16 protein-coding genes and 1 other RNA gene are annotated in these 21735 nt (G+C 61.5%); 12 read left to right on the top strand and 5 right to left on the bottom strand.

Annotated features, from left to right (window positions below; all coding sequences use genetic code 11):
• Nucleotides 1–705 (top strand): Crp/Fnr family transcriptional regulator, encoded by a 705-nt coding sequence (locus tag HZC36_03660; protein MBI5706070.1) that lies wholly within the window; start codon nucleotides 1–3, stop codon nucleotides 703–705.
• Between the two features lie 403 nt (nucleotides 706–1108).
• On the opposite strand, the gene ssrA is transcribed toward HZC36_03660, so the two are convergent.
• Nucleotides 1109–1459, bottom strand: a transfer-messenger RNA (tmRNA) gene (gene ssrA / locus HZC36_03665).
• Nucleotides 1460–1652: 193 nt separating this feature from the next.
• Here ssrA and HZC36_03670 point away from each other — a divergent pair.
• The gene (locus HZC36_03670) at nucleotides 1653–3263 is read left to right on the top strand and encodes a peptidase S8 (protein ID MBI5706071.1); all 1611 of its coding nucleotides are present in this window, start codon (nucleotides 1653–1655) and stop codon (nucleotides 3261–3263) included.
• A gap of 159 nt (nucleotides 3264–3422) precedes the next feature.
• Complete coding sequence (locus tag HZC36_03675) at nucleotides 3423–5453, top strand: hypothetical protein (GenBank protein MBI5706072.1); 2031 nt, start codon at nucleotides 3423–3425, stop codon at nucleotides 5451–5453.
• A 361-nt stretch (nucleotides 5454–5814) separates the two neighbouring features.
• Here HZC36_03675 and HZC36_03680 read toward each other — a convergent pair whose 3' ends face one another.
• Nucleotides 5815–8133: an MFS transporter gene (locus HZC36_03680; GenBank protein ID MBI5706073.1), complete on the bottom strand. Its 2319-nt coding sequence runs from the start codon at nucleotides 8131–8133 to the stop codon at nucleotides 5815–5817.
• 349 nt (nucleotides 8134–8482) lie between these two features.
• Here HZC36_03680 and HZC36_03685 point away from each other — a divergent pair, with 349 nt between their 5' ends.
• From HZC36_03685 to HZC36_03710, 6 genes are all read left to right on the top strand, one after another.
• The gene (locus tag HZC36_03685) at nucleotides 8483–9148 is read left to right on the top strand and encodes a 1-acyl-sn-glycerol-3-phosphate acyltransferase (protein MBI5706074.1); all 666 of its coding nucleotides are present in this window, start codon (nucleotides 8483–8485) and stop codon (nucleotides 9146–9148) included.
• A 256-nt stretch (nucleotides 9149–9404) separates the two neighbouring features.
• Nucleotides 9405–10601, top strand: coding sequence for a dipeptidase (locus HZC36_03690; GenBank protein MBI5706075.1), 1197 nt, complete (start codon nucleotides 9405–9407; stop codon nucleotides 10599–10601).
• Nucleotides 10602–10620: 19 nt separating this feature from the next.
• Nucleotides 10621–11379, top strand: a complete 759-nt coding sequence (locus HZC36_03695) for a hypothetical protein (protein ID MBI5706076.1) — start codon at nucleotides 10621–10623, stop codon at nucleotides 11377–11379.
• Between the two features lie 2119 nt (nucleotides 11380–13498).
• Nucleotides 13499–14185 carry a DNA alkylation repair protein gene (locus HZC36_03700; protein ID MBI5706077.1) on the top strand — a complete coding sequence of 229 codons (687 nt, stop codon included), beginning with the start codon at nucleotides 13499–13501 and terminating at the stop codon, nucleotides 14183–14185.
• A gap of 68 nt (nucleotides 14186–14253) precedes the next feature.
• Nucleotides 14254–15450: a cation:dicarboxylase symporter family transporter gene (locus HZC36_03705; protein MBI5706078.1), complete on the top strand. Its 1197-nt coding sequence runs from the start codon at nucleotides 14254–14256 to the stop codon at nucleotides 15448–15450.
• A 14-nt stretch (nucleotides 15451–15464) separates the two neighbouring features.
• Nucleotides 15465–16367, top strand: coding sequence for a hypothetical protein (locus HZC36_03710; GenBank protein MBI5706079.1), 903 nt, complete (start codon nucleotides 15465–15467; stop codon nucleotides 16365–16367).
• 21 nt (nucleotides 16368–16388) lie between these two features.
• Here HZC36_03710 and HZC36_03715 read toward each other — a convergent pair whose 3' ends face one another.
• Together HZC36_03715 and HZC36_03720 are read right to left on the bottom strand one after the other, a co-directional pair.
• Nucleotides 16389–18062 carry an STAS domain-containing protein gene (locus tag HZC36_03715; GenBank protein MBI5706080.1) on the bottom strand — a complete coding sequence of 558 codons (1674 nt, stop codon included), beginning with the start codon at nucleotides 18060–18062 and terminating at the stop codon, nucleotides 16389–16391.
• Nucleotides 18063–18380, bottom strand: a complete 318-nt coding sequence (locus HZC36_03720) for a winged helix-turn-helix transcriptional regulator (GenBank protein MBI5706081.1) — start codon at nucleotides 18378–18380, stop codon at nucleotides 18063–18065.
• 70 nt (nucleotides 18381–18450) lie between these two features.
• On the opposite strand from HZC36_03720, the gene HZC36_03725 reads away from it, so the two are divergent.
• Nucleotides 18451–18888 carry a VOC family protein gene (locus tag HZC36_03725; GenBank protein MBI5706082.1) on the top strand — a complete coding sequence of 146 codons (438 nt, stop codon included), beginning with the start codon at nucleotides 18451–18453 and terminating at the stop codon, nucleotides 18886–18888.
• 6 nt (nucleotides 18889–18894) lie between these two features.
• On the opposite strand, the gene HZC36_03730 is transcribed toward HZC36_03725, so the two are convergent.
• Complete coding sequence (locus HZC36_03730) at nucleotides 18895–19791, bottom strand: pirin family protein (protein ID MBI5706083.1); 897 nt, start codon at nucleotides 19789–19791, stop codon at nucleotides 18895–18897.
• A gap of 149 nt (nucleotides 19792–19940) precedes the next feature.
• On the opposite strand from HZC36_03730, the gene HZC36_03735 reads away from it, so the two are divergent.
• Nucleotides 19941–20759: a sugar nucleotide-binding protein gene (locus tag HZC36_03735; GenBank protein ID MBI5706084.1), complete on the top strand. Its 819-nt coding sequence runs from the start codon at nucleotides 19941–19943 to the stop codon at nucleotides 20757–20759.
• Nucleotides 20752–21729: a dTDP-glucose 4,6-dehydratase gene (locus tag HZC36_03740; protein MBI5706085.1), complete on the top strand. Its 978-nt coding sequence runs from the start codon at nucleotides 20752–20754 to the stop codon at nucleotides 21727–21729. The genes HZC36_03735 and HZC36_03740 overlap by 8 nt, the downstream gene beginning before the upstream one ends.
• The last annotated feature ends 6 nt before the right edge of the window (nucleotides 21730–21735 follow it).

The following is a 21735-nucleotide window of genomic DNA, read 5'->3' on the forward strand; positions in this document are numbered from 1 at the left end:
TTGAGAGACGATCGCCCGAGCGTTCGGGTAGCGATTGAGTCCTGCACCATCCTGAACGCCCTGTCTCAAGTGGAGCGCGATTCGCTGGAGCAAGGCTGCTTCATGGCCTATGCCAACCGTGGCGAGTCGATCTGGCTCGCGGGGTCGCCTTCCGAATTCTCAGGAATCGTCGCTTCGGGCTTCGTCAAGCTCACGCGCACGACACCGCACGGGCAGGAGGTGGCAGTGGACCTCCTGGGTCCGGGCCAGGCGTTCGGCCTCTTGATCGCCATCGAGGGCCGGCCGTTTCCGCTCAACGCCGTTGCGGTCACGAGTTGCTGGTACCTGAAGATTCCCACGCGCGTGCTCATGCCGATCTATCACGCCAGCTCTCCCTTTAAGGACCAAATCGTGCACACGATTGGCCCCCGGCTCAGGCAAGCCCACCAGATGATGTCCCGGCTTTCGAGCGGCACGGTTGAAGAGCGCATCGCGGCCGTCCTTTTGATCCTCGCCGACAACTACGGGCTTCACAAGGGCGACAAGGCTCGGCTGAAGGTCCCCTTAACCAGGCAGGAAGTTGGCGAGATGGCGGGCACGACGGTGGAGACGACGATCCGCGTGATGAGCAAGTGGCAAAAGGACGGGCTCGTAACGACCCAGCGCCAGATCATCACGATCTGCTCGGTGAGCCAACTCGAGCGGCTCCTGAGCGAACACGCTTAGGCCGTCCTTGACGCGTCGGCTGCGACGGAGCGCAGGGGAGGACGCGGCTGAATCGCGCTTCTCAACACCTGGCACGCCTCCGGGGTGCAGGCGATGGGTGCCCCCGGATCCATCGGTGTCGTTCCGACCGGTGGGGATCAGGAGACTTCCGCTCAACCCCTGGATACCCTCTGCTGACCCCGGCAGGGCCCGTTGAGAAAGGTGTAGCCCAGGCGGCCCGACTGGGCGATTTCGGTTCAGCAACTGTAGAGCGCAAAGCCTCCGTTTCTCAACATTCGCCGGTGGGGTCGCGAGGCATACGCTAGACCGGAGGGTCGCAGAAGGCGATCTCCGTTGGGTGTCGTTGTACAAGGGCTTGGCTAGCTTTAGGGCGCCCTGAGCCTTCCCAGAGCGCCCCGAAATCTGGTGGAGGCGGGGGGAGTTGAACCCCCTTCCAAAACCGTCGCCCCGATAGCTACCACGAGCGTCTCCCCTGTACTTTTTCTCGGCGGCGATCTCTCCCGGGGTCGGCTGATCGACGCTCAGTTCGGTTCTTTTTCGAGGCCTTCGCTACGAACAGAAGCTGGGCCCTTATCCGGATTTAGCGACGCCCTTAGCCCCCCTACCGGCTCGCAGGGTTAGGACGCGCGGTCGTATTACGCCGCGTAAGCGAAGTTTGTGTTCGCAGTTGCTTTTTTCCCGCTTTTTACGAGGCCAGCGGGTCCTCGGCTCGCAACCGTCGGTCGAACCGGCTCTGTCGAGCCCGTTCGCCCCCAGTCGTCATCATTATAGAACGTCGGTACTCTGCCCATGGTTCCGCAACTTTGCCGGTTGCTGGCTGGAACGATCAAGAAGCGCTGGATTCCAGTTCCTTTACACAATTGGGAAGTATTCCCGGCTTCAATTGGTGCTAAAGTAGCCTAAAGCGTGCTCGCGTGCGATGTCGCGCTGTTCGGAGGCCATTGGTCATGAAACGGGCTTTATTTGTTCTCTTGTCGGCGGCTGTGGCTGCCACCGCCCTCTCGCAAAGTGGTGACTTCGTGCCAGGCCAGATTGTGGTCCGGTTCAAGCCAAACACCCAGATAGCTCAACTGGTTCTCAACGCCAAGACCGGCGCCAAGGTCGTTCGCAGCGTCGAAGGGCTGGACATCGTCGCATTGCAGCTGCCCACCGCCTTAGGCGTGAACCAGGCCATCAAGACCTACGCCAGCCAGAAAATCGTCAAGTATGCCGAACCCAATGCCGTCTACTATGCCGACTTCACGCCAAACGACTCGCTGTTTGCCCAGCAGTACGCCCACAAGCGAATCCAGACCGAGCTGGCCTGGGACATTACGCAGGGGCTCAATACCGTCAAGATCGCCGTCATCGACACGGGCTGCGACATCAACCACCCTGACCTGATGGGCAAAGTGTTGCCGGGACATGACTTCGCAAACAACGACGATACGGTTGAGGACAACCAGGGGCATGGGACGCACGTCAGTGGCGACGCCGCCGCCTCAACCAACAACTCAATGGGAGTCGCGGGGCCCGGATTCAATTGTATGGTTCTCCCGGTCAAGGCTAGCGAGTTTGGAGGCTTTACCGAGGACGCCATTATCAACTCCATCAAATGGGCCGCCGATCAAGGCGCCCACGTCATCAATATGAGCTTTGGTGGCTGGTTCCCATCGCAAGCAATTGAAGATGCCTGCAACTACGCTTGGGCCAAGGGCTCCGTGCTCGTAGCGGCGGCTGGTAACGACCCGGTGACCGACAAGCACTACCCCGCAGCCTATCCGGTCTGCATCGCCGTGGCGGCTTCGGACCAGTTTGACCGACAGTCCGACTTTACGACCTACGGCGACTGGGTGGACGTGGCGTCTCCGGGTGTGGCGATCCTCAGCACCACGGTGGGCGGCGGCTACGAGGCCTGGGATGGCACTTCGATGGCCTCGCCGGTCTGCGCGGGTGTGGTCGGCCTGATCTGGTCGGTCGCCCCTTCCTTCACGAACACCCAGATCCGTGCCCTCCTAGAGGACAACACGGACTTTGTGGGGAACTGGGTGGCTCACGGCAGGATCAACGCTTACAAGGCCGTCCTGGCAGCGCCGATCTATGTGACAGAGCCAATCCCATCGACTGCTATCGCCGTGGCGCAGGGGACGTACCTCTCCGGCGATCTCGCGACGCTGCCTACGGTGGATGACTACCTGTATCGCGTCGCCACCGTGTTCCAGAGAGGAGTCGGCTATGCGGCGACCGTCAACGTGACGTTCGATGGCGAGCCTCTGAGCGATGAAGTGAAGGGCATGACCCTGAACATCAACGCCAAAGGCGGCTCCGTATCGACGGGCATGATCTATCTGTGGGATCGAACCAAGAGCAGGTACGTCTGGATGAAGTCGTTCCCGATGGGTGTCAATTCAACGTCGATCACGACGAGCATCGAACTGCCGAAGCCCCTTTCGAAGTGGGTGGACGCCAACGGCGTGTGCAAGGTCTCCCTGCGCGCCGTTGTGCCGCAGCGGCTGGGCCAGTCGTTCGTCTTCAGCATCGACCGCGCCGAACTGACAAGAAAGATCCTCGTCCAGTAAGCAGTCCCAGCAAACGCGCCCGCGGAAAAAGGCTTCCGCGGGCGCGTATTGCTGTCTGGATGCTTTGAACGGGTGAACTGGTATTCTCAGCCCATCTCCGCGGGCAACGGGTTGCTCATTGCCATCTGCGGGATCAGTTGAAGGTATTCAGGGTCGTTCATGAAGAAGCTAGCCATTACTCTTGTCCTCGTCGCAGGGATTGCCGGGGTCGTCATCTCCAATTTGGGCCAAGGGAGGCAGCAGAGCGGCGTCTTGCCTGTTGTCAAGACGTTCAAAGCCGCCAAGGGCGTGAAGGATTCGACAACGCGCTTCAAACCGCAGATTGTCGATGGCATCCGCCACGTGATCGAGCGTCCAGAGAACCCCCTACCGCCACTTGCGCTCGGCAACAACTCTGAGGAGGCCACGGCACCTCACGGTGAGAACCAGGCTTACCAGCGCGTCGACAACACCCGTGCCGCACGGTTCCCAGGCATAGGCGCGACCGGCTGGGTCCCGCCAGACCCCAACCTCGCCGTAGGTTTGAACCACATCGTTGAGACCGTGAACTCCAGTGTGGCGTTTTTCAACAAATCGACCGGCCAGAAAACTTTCCAGCAAATCATGGATGGCGCAGGCGGCTTCTTCGGCTCCGTGGGCGCGACGGACTTCGTCTTCGACCCAAAGTGCTATTACGACAAGTCGTCGGGGCGCTTCATTGTGCTTGCGCTTGAACTCCAAGACCCCACCATCTCCAAACTGCTGATCGCGGTTTCCGACGATGGCGACCCGAACGGCAACTGGTTCAAATACCGCATCGAGGCGGCGCTCACGGTCGGCTCAAACACCTACTGGATGGACTATCCGAGCCTGGGAGTCAACAAGGACGCCCTCGTCGTGTGCGGCAACATGTTCGCCATGTCGGGCAGCAGTGGCTTTGCCGGGGTCGAGTTCGTGGTGATGACCAAGGCGCCGATGCTCACCGGTGGCGCGCCGACGGTTACCGTTTTGCGGGACGAGAACGCGGGGTCCGGCCAATGCGCCCAGATGGCGGACGCCGTCACGGACAAGATCTATGCCGCCGCCGCGGAGTCTACGAGTTCCATCCGCCTCTACGGCATGACTTCCCTGACCAGTTCGCCGGCGATCACGTTCCAGTCCGTGGCGGTGCCCGGCTTCACTCCGCGTCAGAGGCCATCGCTGAGCACCAACGGACGCTTCCTCGACAACATCGATTCCCGCCTCTACAACGTGGCCTGGCGCAACGGAAAGCTCGTCACGGCGCATCACACACAGGTCTCCCCCGGCGACGACCGGAGCATCTGCCGGTGGTATGCCTTCAACACCAACAATTGGCCGGGCGCCGGGTCGCCCACGCTCGATCAGAGTGGCGATGTCAAGGGTTTGGGCGGCGAGGACTACCACTTCCCGGCGATGAACATCAACCAGCTCGGCGATATCGGCATGATCTTCGCGCGCAGCAGCACGAGCATCACCGCCGACGGCATGGTGACCGCCCGACAGGCCGGCGATCCTCCAGGCACGATGGGCGCGCCGGTCATGGTGGAAACCAGCACCAACGCAAACTACGGCTCGCCGGGCGTGAACCGTTGGGGTGACTACTATTCCACGCAGGTCGACCCTGCCGACGACACCACGTTCTGGGGCGTGGATATGGTCAGCGGGACCGGCGGCAATTGGCAGACAACGATTCACTCATGGAGCATCGCCAACGTGCTGCCCCCGAAGGACTACGACGCGCTGACCGTCACCAAGTACGTCGGCCTCTCGTCACTTGGCGGCGTCACCGACATCCGCAAGGTCGACAGCCTTTACTTTTCGATCATCTCCGCGACGATGAAGGGCGTAGGCTACGCGGCAGGCGCCGAGGCGACCTACGCGATCGACGAAACCGCAACCGGAGTCAAGTCGCTCAAGGTCACATGCACCAGCCGCGCCACCATGGCCACGACCGGGATGGTCTGGCTCTTCAACTGGTCGAAGAACGCCTATGAGCACGTGGGCACCTTCCCGCTCTATGGAGTGGGCGCCAGCACGGGAACGGTGACGGTGTCGACGAACCCGGGCCGGTTCGTCAAGAGCTCAAAGGAAGTCAGAGTGCTCTTCAGAGCCCACACGCCGTCCAGACAAGCCAAGCCGTTCTCGTTGAGCATCGACCTGATGGGACTTCAAGTCGGCCCGAAGGGCTAGGTGCCTGCCTCTCTCGCTGGGCCCGGACCATCAACAAATGCTGCTCCGGGCCCGGCCAGCACGTCTGCCTCTGGATTCGGTTGGATTCGATGGCCACTCCGTTTCCTGCAGGACCCTGAGGCTCCAGGGGCCGACCGGTTGAAGCGAGGAGCCTGCCCTCTTGCCGCCGAAGTTGGGTTACCTCCTCCCGTTGCGGGGAGGCTGTGGGCAGAGCGAACGGGGTGAGGGGGTGCGGGCCAGGAACGCCTATCTCACGGCGATGGAGCCTGCCCTGAGCCTAGCGATGGGGCAACGTCTTGGAGTGTGGTTCGCACAAACCGTATGCCGTGCAAGGGCGACCTCGTCGGCTTAGGAACAACCCCTATTCGGCCCTGCTGACGGCGTAGAGCGCCGCGACCATAAACCCCTCAGCGACAGGATACGCCTCAAAGGCCTGGGCCAGTTCTCTGGGCAGATGCTTCTCCATCGCCTTCAGTGCCCCGGGCTCATCGCCGGAGGAGAACCGATCAAGAGCAACCCGAGCCCGCTTGACGGTCTTGGTCAGGGGCTTGAGGGCCTCAATCAGGGCCGTATCCCGTGCGAAGCCCTCCAGCAAGAAAAGCCGGTACAGCTCCATCTCGACCCCCAGCAACCGACCCGCGCCCAGCAGGCACCGCCGACGGGTGATGATGGATTTGCAGTGTCCCGCGTGCTCCAGGATCGTGCCCAGGTCCGTGATTTCACCCACGGCCCCCAGCGCGTAGGCAACCTCGCTTTCACCCTCATCGGAGAACTGTCGCAGCGAAGTCCTTAGCGCTTCCCGAGCTTCGATCAACTCGAGCTCGGCGACGGCCTCGGCCGCCGCGATCCGGTTGCTCGGATAGGGGTCCATCAGCGCATCCAGGAAGATCTGCACCGCCTGCCGTGCTCCGAGGAGGCGCAGGGCCTGGAGCGCCGAGCGGCGCAGGTCCGGATCGGCGTCCAGCGCCGCAGCCCGCATCAGCGGCTCCGTAGCGCTAGGTGACCCGATCTTGCCGAGCGCTTTGGCCGCTGCGCGGCGCGTGAGAGCCCGGGGGCTCTCCAGATAGCGGACCAGCGGCTGCACCGCCTCCTCGTCCTGAAGCTCGCCCAGAGCTTCAAAGGTCTCCTCATCCACCAGGTCCGGGTGGTCCTCCAACATGTGGACCAGGGCAGGCACTGCCCCGGGGTCTTGCAGCTTGGCGAGCGCCTCGGCAGCCTGCCGCCTGACCCTGGGTGAAGGATCATGCAGCGCGGCAATGATCTCTTCAAGCGCCAAAGAAAGCCCCTGGGACGCTGCACGGTGGATGGCTTCCTCGCGGTGGCCGGGCGTCTCGCTCTTGGCAAGGCTCCTGAGCGCCCCATAACCCTTCGGCGTGACCTTGCGGATGTGCTTCAGGGCCTCACGGAGCCGCACCGAACCCTCCTCGCGCACCGACAGCAGCGGGAACACCGCCAGGAACCGGGCCAGCATCGCCGTCCCAAAGAGCACCTTGTAAGCGACGTCGGGCGCCCAAAAAGTGCGGTACAGCGCCATAAGTTCGCCGCCGACCAAGGGTGAGAGGCCGCCCACCAGAGCCTGAACCGCCAAGCCGACGCCGATGTAATTCGCTCGGTCCTCGGGCTTGGCCGTCGCGAGCAGGATGTTGAGCTGGCAGAGGGTGGCGCCTCCCCACATCAGGCCGGAAAAGATGTGCCCTGGGATCAAGATTGCGGCATTCACCGTGTCCTGGCCGGGATGGCAGAACATCCACATGACGGGTGTGAGCGTGATCCCGAACGCCAGCAGGAAGAGCACCGGGCGATTTCCATATTTGTCGGCCAGGTAGCCCCAGAACCGCGTGAATGCGACGATCCCGACCGCCTGCATCGCGCCCGCTACCGTCAGGATCTTGAACGACATGTTCAGGCTCTCGATGGCGAACGCGCTGAAGAGGTTGCCGGCAATCGTCTGGCCCACTACGAACACCGTCAGGAACGCAAGGACCTTGCGGAAGTCCCTGTCTCGGACGGGGTTCAGCATCGCCGACAGGCCCTCGCGGATCGACTGCTTGACCGGGTTGGCCCGCGGCAGATCGTGCATACGAAGGAAGAACACGAGGCTCCCGGCTCCGCACAACGCGCCGAAGCCGAAGATGGTGGAGAACCCGACGTCAGCCGAGCCGGTGTCCTTGAAGAAGTCGAGGACCACGCCGCCGATGACGCCGACCGTCGCCCCGACGGCCGTGGCGATGATCTGCCGCCGGCCGAAATACCAGCCGCGCGAGGACGCCGGGACCAATTCTGCAAGCCAGTCGTTGTAGATCGGGTTCACAAAGAGCGAGCAGGCCGCCGCCGCCGAAACGCACACGGCGACGAGTGTCAGCTTCAGACTTGCGCCAAGCGTGACCAGCGGCAGCAGGATCAAGGGCCAATGCAGCAAGCGCCATAGGAGCCCACCCGGAAACACGAAGCGCTTGTAGCTGGAAAAGCTCCTCCCGACAATGGCGCCCGGAATCTGAAGCACGCCGAACAGGCTGGGAAGGGCGACGAGCAGGTTGACCCAGGCGTCAGAACCGCCCAAATGCTTGACGTAGCCGACCAGAAACGTCCCGGAAACCAGCGTGCCGAAGGCGGTCGCGAGCGCCACGTCCACATTCGCGTTCTTGAGCGATTTGAGGGTTTCCAGGCGGCTCGGACCCATCCCCCTATTGTCCCGATTCGCGGGGATCGCGGCTCAAGGCTGAAGGATTGAGCTGAGCGTTCAGGGGCCGCGACGCCCGACAGGCGATGGGCGAAGCATGATGAGCGATGCGCGAAGAGCGATGGGCAATGCTTTCACCCACCACCTGACAACCTGACAACCCGAAAACCTGAACACCCGAAGACCTGACAACCTGAAAACCTGAAAACCTGACAACCCGAAAACCTTACAACCCGAAAACCTGAACACCCGAAGACCTGACAACCCGAAGACCTGACAACCTGAAAACCTGAATACCTGAACACCACCCACCACCCCCCACCGCCCCCCATCCCCCATAATCTCTCCCATGGCGCGGCGCTATAAGCCCTGGTACGGCTTCATCATCTGGCTGGCGCGCACCGTGCTGTTCAAACTCACCGGCGGCATTCGCGTCGTCGGGCAGGAGAACGTCCCCTTCACCGGCCCGCTGATCGTCGCCCCCAATCATTCGAGCAACCTCGATCCCGAAGCCGCCGCCGTCTGCGTGGGGCGGCAGATCACCTTCATGGCCAAGGCGCAGCTCTTCAAGGTTCCGGTCCTGGGCCAACTCATCCGTTCGCTGGGCGCGTTCCCGGTGCACCGCGGCACCGCAGACACCGAGGCCTTGCGCCTGACCTACAGGTTGCTCGGCGAGGGGCGCGCGGTGTTGGTCTTCCCCGAGGGGACGCGGGGTGATGGCAAGCAGCTTCTTCCCGTGAGCAGGGGCATCGCCATGATCGCCAAGCGATCTGGAGCGCCGGTGCTTCCTGTCGCCATCATTGGCAATCACAAGAAGATGCCCAAAGGACGCCCCTGGATCGGCTGGGGGCGGACGATCGTCGCTTTCGCAAAGCCCCTGAGATTTGAGGACTTCCAGGAGGGCCGATCGGAAAAGGAGGCTGGCGAGGCCCTGGCACGGGCCTGGTGCGCGGAGATCGTGAGACTCTTCAGGGAGCAGGGCGCAAAAATCGAGATGCCTGAGACGGCAGCATAGCGGGCGAAAGCCGCTCAATGGGGTGCAGGAAGCCTCCTTCCGGACTTCGCTCTTCGCCCTTCGCCCTTCGCCCCCATCCGAAGCACCTGAACACCTGCCAACCCCAACACCTTAGCACCAAAGCACCTGGCCACCCAACACCCAACACCATAACACCATAACACCTGAGCACCTGAGCACCTGAGCACCTGACAACCCCAACACCCCCGCCTGCGAAATGATCGCAAAGAACCCCAATTTCCGCTATCCTATCCCTATGCTCTCGCTCCTGCTTGCTGTTTCACTGCTCCAGCCAACCGCACCGCAAGACGTCGCCCGGGCGCATGCGCTTGAGCTGCACAAGCGATATCCGCTCATCGACGGCCACAACGATCTACCCTGGTCGTTCAGGCGCGGCGGCGGCAACATCTTCGACCAAGTCGACATCCGCAAGTTCCGGGAGGGCGGCCAGACCGACATCCCCCGGCTCCGCGCCGGCGGCTTGGGTGGGCAGTTTTGGTCGGTCTACGTGCCCGTTTCGCTGGGGGCGGATGAAGCCGTCAAAACCACGAAGGAGCAGATCGGCATCGTCTACAAACTGGCCAAGCGTTACCCGGACACCTTCGAAATCGCCTGGACCGCTGACGACGTGGAGCGGATCTTTCGATCCGGCAAGGTCGCCTCAATGGTGGGCATGGAGGGCGGCCACAGCATCAACAACTCTCTGAAGACGCTGGGAGACATGTACCGGCTGGGCGCCAGGTACATGACGCTCACCCACAGCCTGAACACCCCCTGGGCCGATAGCGCCACCGACGAGCCGAAGAGCCACGGGCTGAACGACTTCGGACGCAAGGTCGTGCTCGAAATGAACCGCCTTGGCATGCTCGTGGACCTGTCTCACGTGAGCGCCGAGACCATGCACGACGTGCTCGACGTCGCCAAAGCGCCCGTGATCTTCTCTCACTCCGGCTCTCGAGCGGTCTGTGACCATCCCCGAAACGTGCCCGACGACGTGCTTCGAAGGCTCAAGAAGAACGGCGGCGTGTGTATGGTGGTCATCTTCGGCCCGTACACGTCGCAGGCGATCGCCGACTGGAACAAAACGCGCACCGCTTACCGGCAGGGCCTGGATCGTCAGGCCGTCGGAGTCAGCCAGATCGAAGCCAAGATGGCCGATTGGGAGAAGTCCCACCCCCGCCCCAAAGCAACCCTCAAACAGGTCGCCGACCACATTGACCACATCCGAAAGGTCGCTGGGATCGACTCCATCGGCATCGGGTCGGACTTCGACGGCGGGGGCGGCGTGGACGGCCTGAATGACGTCTCGCAATACCCAGACCTCACCGCCGAGCTCATCCGAAGGGGCTACAAGGACGAAGAGATCGGCAAGATTCTGGGCCTGAACGTCCTGCGCGTCATGCGAGAAGCGGAGCGTGTGGCAAGAGAGATGAAGGCGGCCACGACCAAATAGCCGTCAAGACCTCATCCACATGAAGACGCTGCGCCTGGGCTGGGTTTGGGAATCGTGGAAGTGGCTGAACCGTGCGATTTGGCCTTGGCTGTGCGCTACGGTGCTGTTGCTGCTGTTCGGCGTCGGGGAGCTTTTCACTTGGAGCTGGTTCAAGGGTCTGGTACTCAGCCGAAGCGACTGGAAACAGCCCCTCACATGGCAGGAGCTTCTGCGCCTGCTACCGTACCAACTGCCCCACTCCGCGCTTCTCTTTGCTTTCAGTTGGTGCCTATCTGCCGGGCTGATCGGAATGGCGCTCAAGCAGTTTCGGGGCCAATCAATACGCGCGGAGGACCTGTTCGCACACCTTAGGCTCTTCCCAAAGCTCGTTCCGCCGGCTATTGGAGCAGCAATCGGTTGGTGGCTGCTCTCGGTCGCACTTTGGTCGCTGGCTGGGTCGCGATGGGATTCCTGGCTCGCGATGCCCTTTGAGAGCCTCGCATCAGGGCTCTTCATGCTCACCCTGCCGCTGATGACGGATCGGGGGCTTTCGCTGCGCGACGCCACGCAAGAGTCCGTTAGGCTGCTGGGCAGCCAGTATCCAAGGGCCGTGGCTTTTCACTTCTGGGCGTCGTTGGTCTCGTTACTCGGGGTCTTTCTATGTTGGGTTGGCGCCTTCTGGAGCTGGCCCATCCTCTACATCTCAATCGCAAGAGCCTACGCTGAGCTGGTGGGGCTGCGGGCAGAGGCTGTCCAGGAGCAACAGAGCCCGACATCTGAACCCTCATTCCAGGTGTAGATTCAGTTGCCCCATGGGCCGGCCCAACTCAGCGAAAGCCGAAAACCGGCCTGGAACCGGGTCCCAGTCAGCGAACGAACCCTAATGGGGACTGGTGAGGCACGCGTGGCCCAGGCGTCTCGCCTGGGTGACCCAGGTTCAACGACTGGAACTAATGGGCTCAGATGATGCATCTCTCAACGGACCCTGAAAGGGTCCAAGAACGCTAGCCGGCTGTCGAAGACACCGGGCGCCGGGGGCCGCCTCGTACCTTCCGACCCTGGAGGGGTCGCAGACCGCGCTTCTTCTGGGTCCCCGACGGCGAGGGTCAGCAATCTGAACCCGGCCTGCCACCCTTCGAGCGGCTGATCGGGCCAGCCACTGCGTGGCCTCTTCTTGTGTGAGCCCTGACTGCCGTTAGCCCCTTTGTTGTGTGGCTACCCACTTTGTGGGTTGAATCTCAAGGCCTTGCGTTGAAGGTCGGCCAGCCACTGCGTGGCCCCTTTTTGTGTGAGTCCAAACTTCCATTAGCCCTCTTGTTGTGTGGCTACCCACTTTGTGGGTTGAATCTCAAGGCCTTGCGTTGAAGGTCTGAGCAGACCTACAATCCCCAAAATGCAGCCAGGCAAGAGGGTGGCCATCAATGCTCCAGGCCATGCCCACCAACTCACCTATTCTTGCTACAAGAGGCTGCCCAGTCGAGCCGCCGAACTGCGAATCTGGGGTCTGGGAGCAATATTGGGAGCCCGAATGACGCTGGTCCGGCGTACAATGGATGCGTGGCCATCCTCTCAACGTCATGCTGGGGATACAACCCCGATGATCGGGGTAGCCACACAACAAGAGGTCACACGAAGGTCAGGGGTGAACGATGGAGACCACGCAATGCGTGGGCACCCGGGAAGGGTTATGTTGTATTCGCATTGCATAAACGGCAGGTGCACCCAAGATGTCTAGACTTCCAATCGGCCTTGCACGCCAGCACCGGTGGCTTGTCTTTGTTATATTCATGCTGACTGGTGGAGGTCTGTGGATCGCTTTCGGAGGCAATTCTGTCGATTCCAGTAGCGGTGTTCAGTCCTCAAGTGCGATCGTGGCCCTTGCCGGGTCTAGAGTGTTCTCGAAGCTGTGCACTGTCACGACCTTGTCCCCAATTATGCAACACAGGATGTCGCGCATTGCTAATGATCGCGATCTATTGAAGGAGTATCGCTTCTCAACTGACCAGTTGGAGCTTCTCACTAGCATGAAATCGAGTGCAAGTGGAGCCAGTGGGCTCGCTGCATATGAGTTGGCGAGAGTTACTGCTCAGCAGTTTCCAATGGAAGCACTTGGAGTGCCAGAGCTGCATAAGGCACTGCACCTATCGCACTCTCAGATAGCTCGCATAGATGACCTGCGATCTACCTACAGGTTCGCCCTTAGCGATCTACGGAAGCAATCAGACTCTATGCCGCGACTGAACAGAGTGGTGCATGGGAAACAGGTTACGGAGTACGAGATTGGTGTGGAAGGTGCTTACTGGAAAGCAACAGAGGCGATTTATGCCGTTTTGAGCACCAGACAGCTATGTGAGTGGAAGGAAGCTCTAGGCAATCCTGTTCGACTTGAGCCCTTCTTCTCTTCGGTTCGTGCAGCGCTTCCGTGATATCCATGAGGATGTGGCCGGCTGGCCACTGCGTGGCCTCTTCTTGTCTGAGCCCTGACTGCCGTTAGCCCTCTTGTTGTGTGACTACCCACTTTGTGGGTTGTCTCTAGCAGCTTCGCGTAGAGCGCGTAACCTCAGATCGAGAAAGTGGTTGACTTCATTCGCCCACGCCAACCAATGAACGAGACGTCGTCACCGACACAGGCAGATCCACAGTCCCAAAGTCCTCAAAATCCAGAAGTGGCCAAGGATTTCGAGGAATCCAGGGATTCGAGCCAGCCCCAAGCTATCTCAAGAATGCCCGGACGCAGGCTAAAGACCTGCGGCTACAGTTCCGCGTGCCTTCGTTCCTTTGTCCCTCAGTCCCTCCAACACACGTCTTGCAGGTTTATGAGATGGCTTCCAACTCTCGTGTGAGCGATCTTGGCCGAACTGAGCACGGTTGGTTCCAAAAGAAGTCTGGTTCCCCGAGGCCCCGGTATCCTACCGCCCATGACCAAAGACCAGGTGATGGCGGAGCTTGAGGCGCTCGGCAGCGAAAAGATCCGCGCGATCAACGCCAAAAACGGCGCAAACGACAACCAGTTTGGTGTGAAAGCCGGCGACCTTCGCGCCATCGCCAACAAGATCAAGACCAACCACGAGCTCGGCCTCGAGCTCTGGAGCACAGGCAACTGGGAAGCCCGCATGCTATCCACCCTGGTGGTGAAGCCCAAGCAGCTCTCGGCGGAGGACGTCGACCGCATGGTCCGCGAAGTCCACCCCTCCCAGACCGCCCTGATGTCGCACCTCGCCGATTGGCTCATGACCAACGTCATCCGGCAGCACCCGGACAAAGAAGCCCTGCGCCAGAAGTGGATGGCGGACGGCGACATGATGGCGCAGCGCGCCGGCTGGAGCCTGACCACCGAGCGCGTCCTCAAGGCCCCCGAAGGCCTCGACCTCACGGCCCTGCTCGACCGAATCGAACGAGAAATGGGGAGCGCGCCAAAACTGGCAGCCTGGACGATGAACTTCTGCCTGGGTGAAATCGGCATCAAGTACCCGGAACACCGCCAACGGGTCCTCGCCATCGGCGAGAAGATCGGCGCCTTCAAGGACTATCCGACCCCCAAGGGCTGCGTCTCGCCTTATGTTCCCTTCTGGGTCAATGAGATGGTGAAGCGGCAAGGCGGGTAAACCTTCCAGCGTTGGGCAACAAGGGGGAGGGATCACGCAATTGGGCGCCGGCCGTCGGTCCGGCTGCCTTGGCTTTGGGCTTTGGTCTGGGAGGATTCTGCCACGGCCGCCCCGAGCTTGCCGCCAATGTCGTCCCCGTGATCCAACCGATCGGCGACCTGTGGGTGAATGCGCTCAAAGTGGCCGTCTTGCCTCTTGTGCTCACCTTGATCGTTTGCGGCGTGGCGGGCCTTCCCCTCAGCGAAAACGGGAAGCGATGGACCGTGGCCTCTGCGCTTGTCTTTTTGGGGCTCCTGGTAGTGGCAGCCATCTTCGCGCTGGCGGTCGGTGTTCCCTATGTTTCGGCCCTAGGGCCCAAGCCGGAAACGACAGTCCTGGAAGTCAGTTCGGTTGCTTCAGGCGCCGTGGGCACTGGCTTTGGCGACTGGCTCGCCGGGCTCATCCCATCGCACGGCCTCGCTGCAATGGCCTCCGGTGACATGCTCCCGGTGGTTGTTCTGGCGCTGATGTTCGGTCTGGCCATGCGCCAGATCGCCGAAGAAAAGCGCAAGCCCATCCTTCAGCTTGCGGAGGGAATCCGCGACGTCGTGCTGGTGTTCGTCGGCTGGGTGGTCAAGGCCCTGCCGATCGGCGTGTTCTGCCTCTCGCTCGCCTTTGCGTCGAAACTGGGCCTCGAGTTCGGCGCGAGCGTGCTGCATTTCATGGTCTACACGTGCGTCGCGCTCACCCTCTTCACCTTTTTGTTGGGGATCCTTGCATCGGTTTTCGGGCGGGTGCCTTGGAGCCTCTTCAGCAGGTCCGTAGCCCCGGCGCAAGCGGTAGCCATCGGCACGCGCTCCTCGCTGGCGTCCTTGCCGGCGCTCTTCCAGGGCGCGCGCGCCCTGGGGCTTCCAGACCCTGCGCATGAGATCGTGCTGCCGATGGCCGCGGCCCTGCTCAAGGTCAACCGACCCATTTCCGCCGTTTCCAAGCTGCTCTTTTGCGCTGCGATGTTCGGTGTCACACTGAGCCCTCTGGGCGTGCTGACCTTCGTGCTGACGGTGTTTCTCCTCAGCCTCGCCACACCTGGGGTTCCGAGCGCCGGGAGCAAGGTCACCCTTGGCGCCTATATGGCCGCCGGACTCCCCGCCGAAGGCATTCTGCTGCTCGACGCGACGGATTCGATCACCGACATCTTCAAGACCGTGTGCAACGTCACCGGCAACTTCGCCTCAGCAACCCTCGCGTCCCGCTTCGCCACGCGCGGCACAGAAGGGTCCGAGTAACCTGTGGCAAGCGCATGGTCGTGTTCATCACCCTCGATGAAGGCGCGGGACATACCCTCAACTTCCTGAATCGCTACGGACGCAAGTGGTCGCGTCACCTGACGGAGCTGACCTACTGCCAATTGGCTTCCCGTGCCGTGGCCCCACCCGGCGTCTACATCTTCTGCGATCGCGAGCGGATGCTGGAGGCTGAGCGCACGCTCGCCTGCCAACTCTGGGACCAGCTGTCCACCTCGCCCCAAACGCATCGCCTCCTCAACAACCCGCATAAGCAACTCACTCGGTTTGAGCTGCTGCGCGCCCTGTGGCGGCAGGAAACCAACGACTTCAACGTGTACCGAGTTTGGGAGAACCGGCGTAAGGTCCGATATCCGGTCTTTGTGCGGATCGAAAACGACCACTCCGGGCCCAAGTCCAGCCTAATTTCCAGCCCGGACGCCCTGGCCAAAGTGCTGCAGCACATGAAGGCCGCCGGTGTGCCCGAGGAGTTGGCCCTGATCGTCGAGTATCAGGAAGTGAGGAGCCCAGACGGCCTCTATCGCAAGTACGGCGCCTACAGAATTGGCGGCCGCATCTTTGGGCAGCACGTGCTCATCGGCGAATATTGGAGCCTAAAAGCTCAGGATCGGATTCGCAACGAAGCGACCCAGGCCGAGAACTCCGCCTATTACCGGGACAACCCTCACCGAGAGCTCTTGATGCCCTATTTCGAGCTAGCCCACATCGAATACGGCCGGATCGACTATGGGTTCAACGGGGATCGTATCCAAATCTGGGAGATCAACGACAATCCGGCTTTCGCGACCCCGATCCCCTCGCGCATGTCCCCAGAGTCGAAAGAGGTGACCTATGTCGAAGCGCTGGATGCGCTGGCTGAAGGTCTGACCTCCGGACCGGCGCTTGAGTTGTTTGCGTAGCGGCGGAAAGCTCGTCGGCGCTCAGCCCAAGATCGCCTTCGCCCTCTCGATCGCCGCGCTCAGGTTCGGCTGGATGTTCTCTTCACCCACATGCCGGTGAAACTCCGTCCGGTTCATCAGCCTCAGGGGCTGCGCCCTGGCGCCGCAAAGGATCAATTCTCTTCCCGTCTCATGAAGCCGGTCGGCCAAGTGCTCGAAGGCATGCAGCCCGGTGGCGTCCAAGGCAGTCATGTTGCGGATCCGCAGCATCACCACCTTGGGAAGCGATTCCAACTCCTCCTCGATCAGGGAGAGCTTGTCGCTTGAGCCAAAAAGGAACGGGCCGTGGATCCGATATACGGCCACGCCATCCGGAAGCTCGTTGGTCTGCAAGCTGTGCGCGAAGCCGGCTTCGATGTACTCGGGGGTGACCCTCGATACCGACGTCGTGGTCGTCACGCGCTGAATGAAGAGGAGTGCGGCGAGCATCATACCGACCTCGACCGCGACGGTCAAGTCCGCAAACACGGTGAGCAGGAAGGTCAGCGCCCAAACCGCCACGTCGGCCTTGCTCTGCCTCAGGACCTCGGGGATTTCGCGCCACTCGCCCATGTTCCAGGCGACGGTGAGCAAGATTGCGGCGAGCACGCACAAGGGGATGTGCTCTGCCAGGCGGGACGCCGTTAGGAGCACGAGCGCCAACGTGGCGGCATGGATCATTCCGGCCACGGGCGTCTTTGCCCCAGACCGAACGTTTGTGGCGGTTCGCGCGATGGCGCCTGTTGCCGGGAGCCCCCCAACCAGCGGGGAGGCGATGTTGGCGATTCCCTGTGCCAGAAGCTCCGCGTTGGGACGGTGCTTGTCGCCCGCCATTTGGTCTGCGACGACCGCCGACAGTAGGGACTCGATGGCGCCCAGCATGGCCACCGTGATGGTGGGCGAGAGGAGCGGCAGGATGAGGTCGGGCCGAAACGTGGGCAAGCGCAGCGTAGGCAGGCCCGAGGGCAAAACGCCGAAACGCCCCCCCACGGTCTCGATCGGGAGCTGAAGCCACCACACGAGGCCGGTAAGCACCACGAGAGAAACCACCGACCCCGGAACCCGCCCGGCAAAGCGCGTAAAGCCGATGACGACGAGCAGCGTGGCCAGGCCGATCGTGAGCGCCTGCGGCGAGTAGGACCCGAGGCTCCCAGCGATGGCGCCCATTCGGCCCAGGAATTCACCTGGAACCTTGTCGATCTGCAGACCCAGGAAGTCCTTGATCTGGGTGCTCGCGATCAAGACCGCTATGCCGTTGGTGAACCCAATGACGACCGGACGCGGGATGAATTTGACGGCTGTCCCAAGACGCGTGACCGCCAGGAGCACCAGGACGACGCCCGCCATCATCGTGCACATGTAGAGGCCGTCGATCCCGTGTTTCGCGATGATGCCAGAGACGACGACCACGAACGCGCCAGTGGGCCCGCCAATCTGGACCTTGGAGCCGCCGAGCAGGGAAATCAGAAAGCCGGCCACGACGGCGCAGGTGATTCCTGCTTGCGGCGGCATTCCCGAGGAGATCGCAAAGGCCAGGGCCAGTGGAAGAGCGACCAGGCCGACCGTCACGCCTGCGATGAGGTCTTGAATGAAGGTCTTCGTCCGATATTCGCTTAAGCACTCATAGGAGCGCGGCAGCAGCGAGTCGTTCGGGATGTCGAAGGGTTTCCGCCCCATCTAGGCCTCGCTCTCCATCGTGCGCAGCATCTCAAGCGATTCTTCCAAGTGGTTCTGGAATACCTGTTTCATGCTCGCCAAGACTTCGGCCAGCAGCGGGTCGCGCAGGCTGTAATGAACTTGGTTCCCCTCCTTGCGAGAAACGACGATCCCTTTGGACCTGAGCACGGCAAGATGCTGCGAAAGGTTGGCCTGTTCGACGCCAACTTCATGGGCCAGATCCGACACCGAGCGCGTCCCCACCGCCAACGCCTCGACAACGTGAATGCGCGTCGGATGGGCCAAGGCCTGGAAGACCTCCGCTTTGAATCTGCGCAGCTGCTGCTGGAGGTCGAAGGTGGCGGTCGAACGTTGCACGGAGCTTAGTATATTCGAATGTTAGAATATTATGGTATCAGTTCGCGAGTCGCCAAGAACACGCGAGGGGTGCAGCCCGGAAAGGCGCCGATTCGTCCGAGTAACGATGAACCTTGGCTGGCTCGATGTGTGTTTGGGGGTTCGGAACGTTGCCGTATCGCGGGCTTTCTACGAGGGCCTTGGCTTTCGCCGAGTCGAAGGCGAAGACGAAGAGGGCTGGGCGGTGATGGTGCTTGCGGAATCGCGCATCAGCCTATTCGGGGCCCAGTTTCTCGATAGCGGAAGCGTCACCCTGAACTTCCGGGGCGGGCACATCGCAGAAATCGTCGCCGCGCTCTCATCTCGGGGCCCTCGCTTCGAGAAGCAACCTCAGTGCAATCCGGATGGCAGTGGATCCGCCACCATCTTCGATCCGGATGGGTTTCGCATCTTCTTCGACTCGGCGCCCGGTGAGACCCAACTGAAGTGAACCAGCTCAGGGATTCAGGAACGTCCCATTCTGCAGGTCCTCCCAGGCTTTCCTGAGCTCGTCCTGGGTGTTCATCACGATCGGCCCGCGCCAGGCCACCGGTTCTTCGAGCGGCTTGCCCGAGACCAGCAGGAACCGAATGCCTTCCTCTCCGGCTTCCAGCGTGATCTCGTCGCCGCTGGAAAAGAGCACCAAAGACCGATTGTCCGCTTCCTTCAGGAGAGCCTCCTGCCCCATGTCGTCGGTTGTTACCGGCTGCGGGTCCGACGCGTCCGCAAAGCGCCCATCGCCGGCAAAGACGTAGGCGAAAGCGTTGCGACGCGTATCCATCGGGATCGTCTTGCGCTTTCCGGCCGGAACGAAAATGTCCAGGTAGGTCGGCTCGGCGGCGATGCCGTCCACCGGGCCCCTCTTGCCCCAGAATTCCCCGCAGATGACCCGCGCGATGGTCCCATCGTCATCCACAGCCTCCGGGATCTGGCTCGACTTGATCTCCTGGTAATGCGGCGCGGACATCTTGAGCGAGGAGGGCAAGTTGGCCCAAAGCTGGAATCCGTGCATGCGGCCAAGCTCGTCGCCGTGCGGCATTTCCTGGTGAATGATGCCCCTTCCGGCGGTCATCCACTGGATGTCGCCCGCACCGATCGTTCCCCGGTTCCCCATGCTGTCGCCATGGTCCACCGAGCCCGCCAAAACGTAGGTGATGGTCTCAATGCCCCTGTGCGGGTGCCAAGGGAATCCGGCAACGTAGTCTTTCGGGTCATCCCCACGGAAGTCGTCGAAGAGCAGAAAGGGGTCGAAATCGTGGGTGTTGCCGAAGCCAAAGGCCCTTCGCAGATGCACGCCGGCACCCTCAAGCGTGGGCTGGGCATGGACGATCTTCTTGACGGGACGGATGGACATAAATGGGGCTCTCTCCTAGACTTCCCCTGATTACGCCGGCGTTCGCGCATTCGTTCTGCCACCCGGAATGGACCGGCCCACCCAACAGCCCATAGGACATAATGGCCCTTGAATCCACCCGGCGAGGCTCGATCGCCCCGAAACATCCTATGAGTTCCCAAGGCGCCACACTGATCGTCGGAGGCAACAGCTTCATGGCGAGGAGCTTCCTGACGCGCTTCGGCACTGAGGGGAAGAGGGTGGTTTCCCACGCCGACATTGGCCAGGCAGGCCTGTTGGATGGCGTCGAGCACCTGGTGAATTTTGCCCTCGATCCCGTCTACCGCAGGGAGGCCTATAGCCCGGATCACGACATAGACCTTCGGCTCGCCGAAAGGGCCGCCGGAACCGGGATCCACTACGTAATGCTCAGCAGCCGAAAAGCCTACGCCGGGTCTTCGCAATGGGGCGCCAAAGAGTCCGACCCGACGGGTGGCGTCGATGCCTACGGCGTCAACAAGTCCATCACGGAGAAGGCCCTTCGAGGGCTGTTGGGGCTTGAAAACCTGGCCATCCTCCGCGTGGCCAATCTCATGGGCTACGAGTTCGGCGAGGGCCGCCGGTCGTTCATGGGAATGGTTCTGGGAAGCCTCAAAGAGCGCGGTTTCGTTTCCTATGACATGAGCCCGCTGGTGAGGCGGGACTTCGTGACCGATGATTTCTTTGGCGAAGTACTGGATCGCTGCCTATCTGGGCGGATCGTGGGAACCTACAATGTGGGTTCTGGGGTTCCTTTGATGGCCGGCGAGATCGCGCTCTGGATCATCGAGGGCTTTGGCTCTGGCGAGTTGCGGATCACGAACCCCAGGGTCGCTGACGAATTCGTGCTCGACGTGAGCCGCCTGGAGTCGGACTTCGGCCTGAAACAGACCAGGGAAGACCTGAAGGCCTACTGCCTCGAACTGGGAAGAAGACTGAGAGATGCCTAATATCGTACTGACCGGCGGGGCCGGCTTCATCGGCTCGCACATCGCGGACCACCTGTTCCAAGCGTTTCCCCAAGCGACGCTCTCGATTCTTGACAAGATGACCTATGCGGCGGACTTCCGCAACGTGTCGCATCTGATGGAAAGCAACCGAGTACGGTTGGCGGTCGGCGACATCTGCGACTACGCGTTCGTTTCCCGTTTCCTGGCCGACGCCGACCTGGTCATTCATGCCGCCGCCGAAAGCCACGTGGACAACTCGTTTGGAAACTCCCTTCCGTTCACGATGTCGAACGTCTTTGGCACGCACGTCGTGATGGAAGCCTGCCGCCTGCACAAGGTGCCCCAAGTGATTCACGTAAGCACCGACGAAGTCTATGGCGAGGTCTTGGAGGGTGAGGTCACGGAGTCCGCGATCCTGAACCCGACCAACCCGTATTCAGCTTCGAAAGCCGGCGCGGAGATGATCATTCGAGGGTATCTCAACTGTTACAAGATGCCGATTACCCTGGTCCGCGCGAACAACATCTACGGCATCCGCCAGTTCCCAGAAAAGCTGATCCCCAAGTTCACCCTTTACATGCACATGGGCCGGAAGGTCCCGATTCACGGCGACGGATCGAACCGTCGGCACTTCCTCGCCGCACAGGACTTCGCGAGGGCCGTCGAGCTGTTGATCCACCAGGGCAAACCCGGAGAAATCTACAACATCGGCTCAGAGGACGAATATACGAACATGGAGGTTACCACCCTCCTGTGCCAGGCGCTCGGCAAGGACATCAACAGCTCGGTGCTGTTCGTCGAAGACCGCCCGTTCAACGATCGCCGCTATTCGATCTGCAGCGACAAGATCCGGGGCCTCGGGTGGAAGCCGGAACGCTCGCTGACGAAGGACATCCCCGACATCGTCGAGTGGTACAAGGCCAACGCCGACCGCTATCGGTACTTCCTGAGCCTGGATAAGGGCCTGTAACGAACG

It is taken from the genome of Armatimonadota bacterium (assembly GCA_016223145.1).
In the GTDB taxonomy this organism is placed as follows: domain Bacteria; phylum Armatimonadota; class Fimbriimonadia; order Fimbriimonadales; family Fimbriimonadaceae; genus Nitrosymbiomonas.

What these genes read in the sequence shown, in the direction of transcription:
- HZC36_03670 (MBI5706071.1), top strand. Translation starts at nt 1,653, where the DNA reads ATGAAACGGGCTTTATTTGTTCTCTTGTCGGCGGCTGTGGCTGCCACC.
- HZC36_03675 (MBI5706072.1), top strand. Translation starts at nt 3,423, where the DNA reads ATGAAGAAGCTAGCCATTACTCTTGTCCTCGTCGCAGGGATTGCCGGG.
- HZC36_03680 (MBI5706073.1), bottom strand. Translation starts at nt 8,133, where the DNA reads ATGGGTCCGAGCCGCCTGGAAACCCTCAAATCGCTCAAGAACGCGAAT.
- HZC36_03685 (MBI5706074.1), top strand. Translation starts at nt 8,483, where the DNA reads ATGGCGCGGCGCTATAAGCCCTGGTACGGCTTCATCATCTGGCTGGCG.
- HZC36_03690 (MBI5706075.1), top strand. Translation starts at nt 9,405, where the DNA reads ATGCTCTCGCTCCTGCTTGCTGTTTCACTGCTCCAGCCAACCGCACCG.
- HZC36_03695 (MBI5706076.1), top strand. Translation starts at nt 10,621, where the DNA reads ATGAAGACGCTGCGCCTGGGCTGGGTTTGGGAATCGTGGAAGTGGCTG.
- HZC36_03700 (MBI5706077.1), top strand. Translation starts at nt 13,499, where the DNA reads ATGACCAAAGACCAGGTGATGGCGGAGCTTGAGGCGCTCGGCAGCGAA.
- HZC36_03710 (MBI5706079.1), top strand. Translation starts at nt 15,465, where the DNA reads ATGGTCGTGTTCATCACCCTCGATGAAGGCGCGGGACATACCCTCAAC.
- HZC36_03715 (MBI5706080.1), bottom strand. Translation starts at nt 18,062, where the DNA reads ATGGGGCGGAAACCCTTCGACATCCCGAACGACTCGCTGCTGCCGCGC.
- HZC36_03725 (MBI5706082.1), top strand. Translation starts at nt 18,451, where the DNA reads ATGGTATCAGTTCGCGAGTCGCCAAGAACACGCGAGGGGTGCAGCCCG.
- HZC36_03730 (MBI5706083.1), bottom strand. Translation starts at nt 19,791, where the DNA reads ATGTCCATCCGTCCCGTCAAGAAGATCGTCCATGCCCAGCCCACGCTT.
- HZC36_03735 (MBI5706084.1), top strand. Translation starts at nt 19,941, where the DNA reads ATGAGTTCCCAAGGCGCCACACTGATCGTCGGAGGCAACAGCTTCATG.
- HZC36_03740 (MBI5706085.1), top strand. Translation starts at nt 20,752, where the DNA reads ATGCCTAATATCGTACTGACCGGCGGGGCCGGCTTCATCGGCTCGCAC.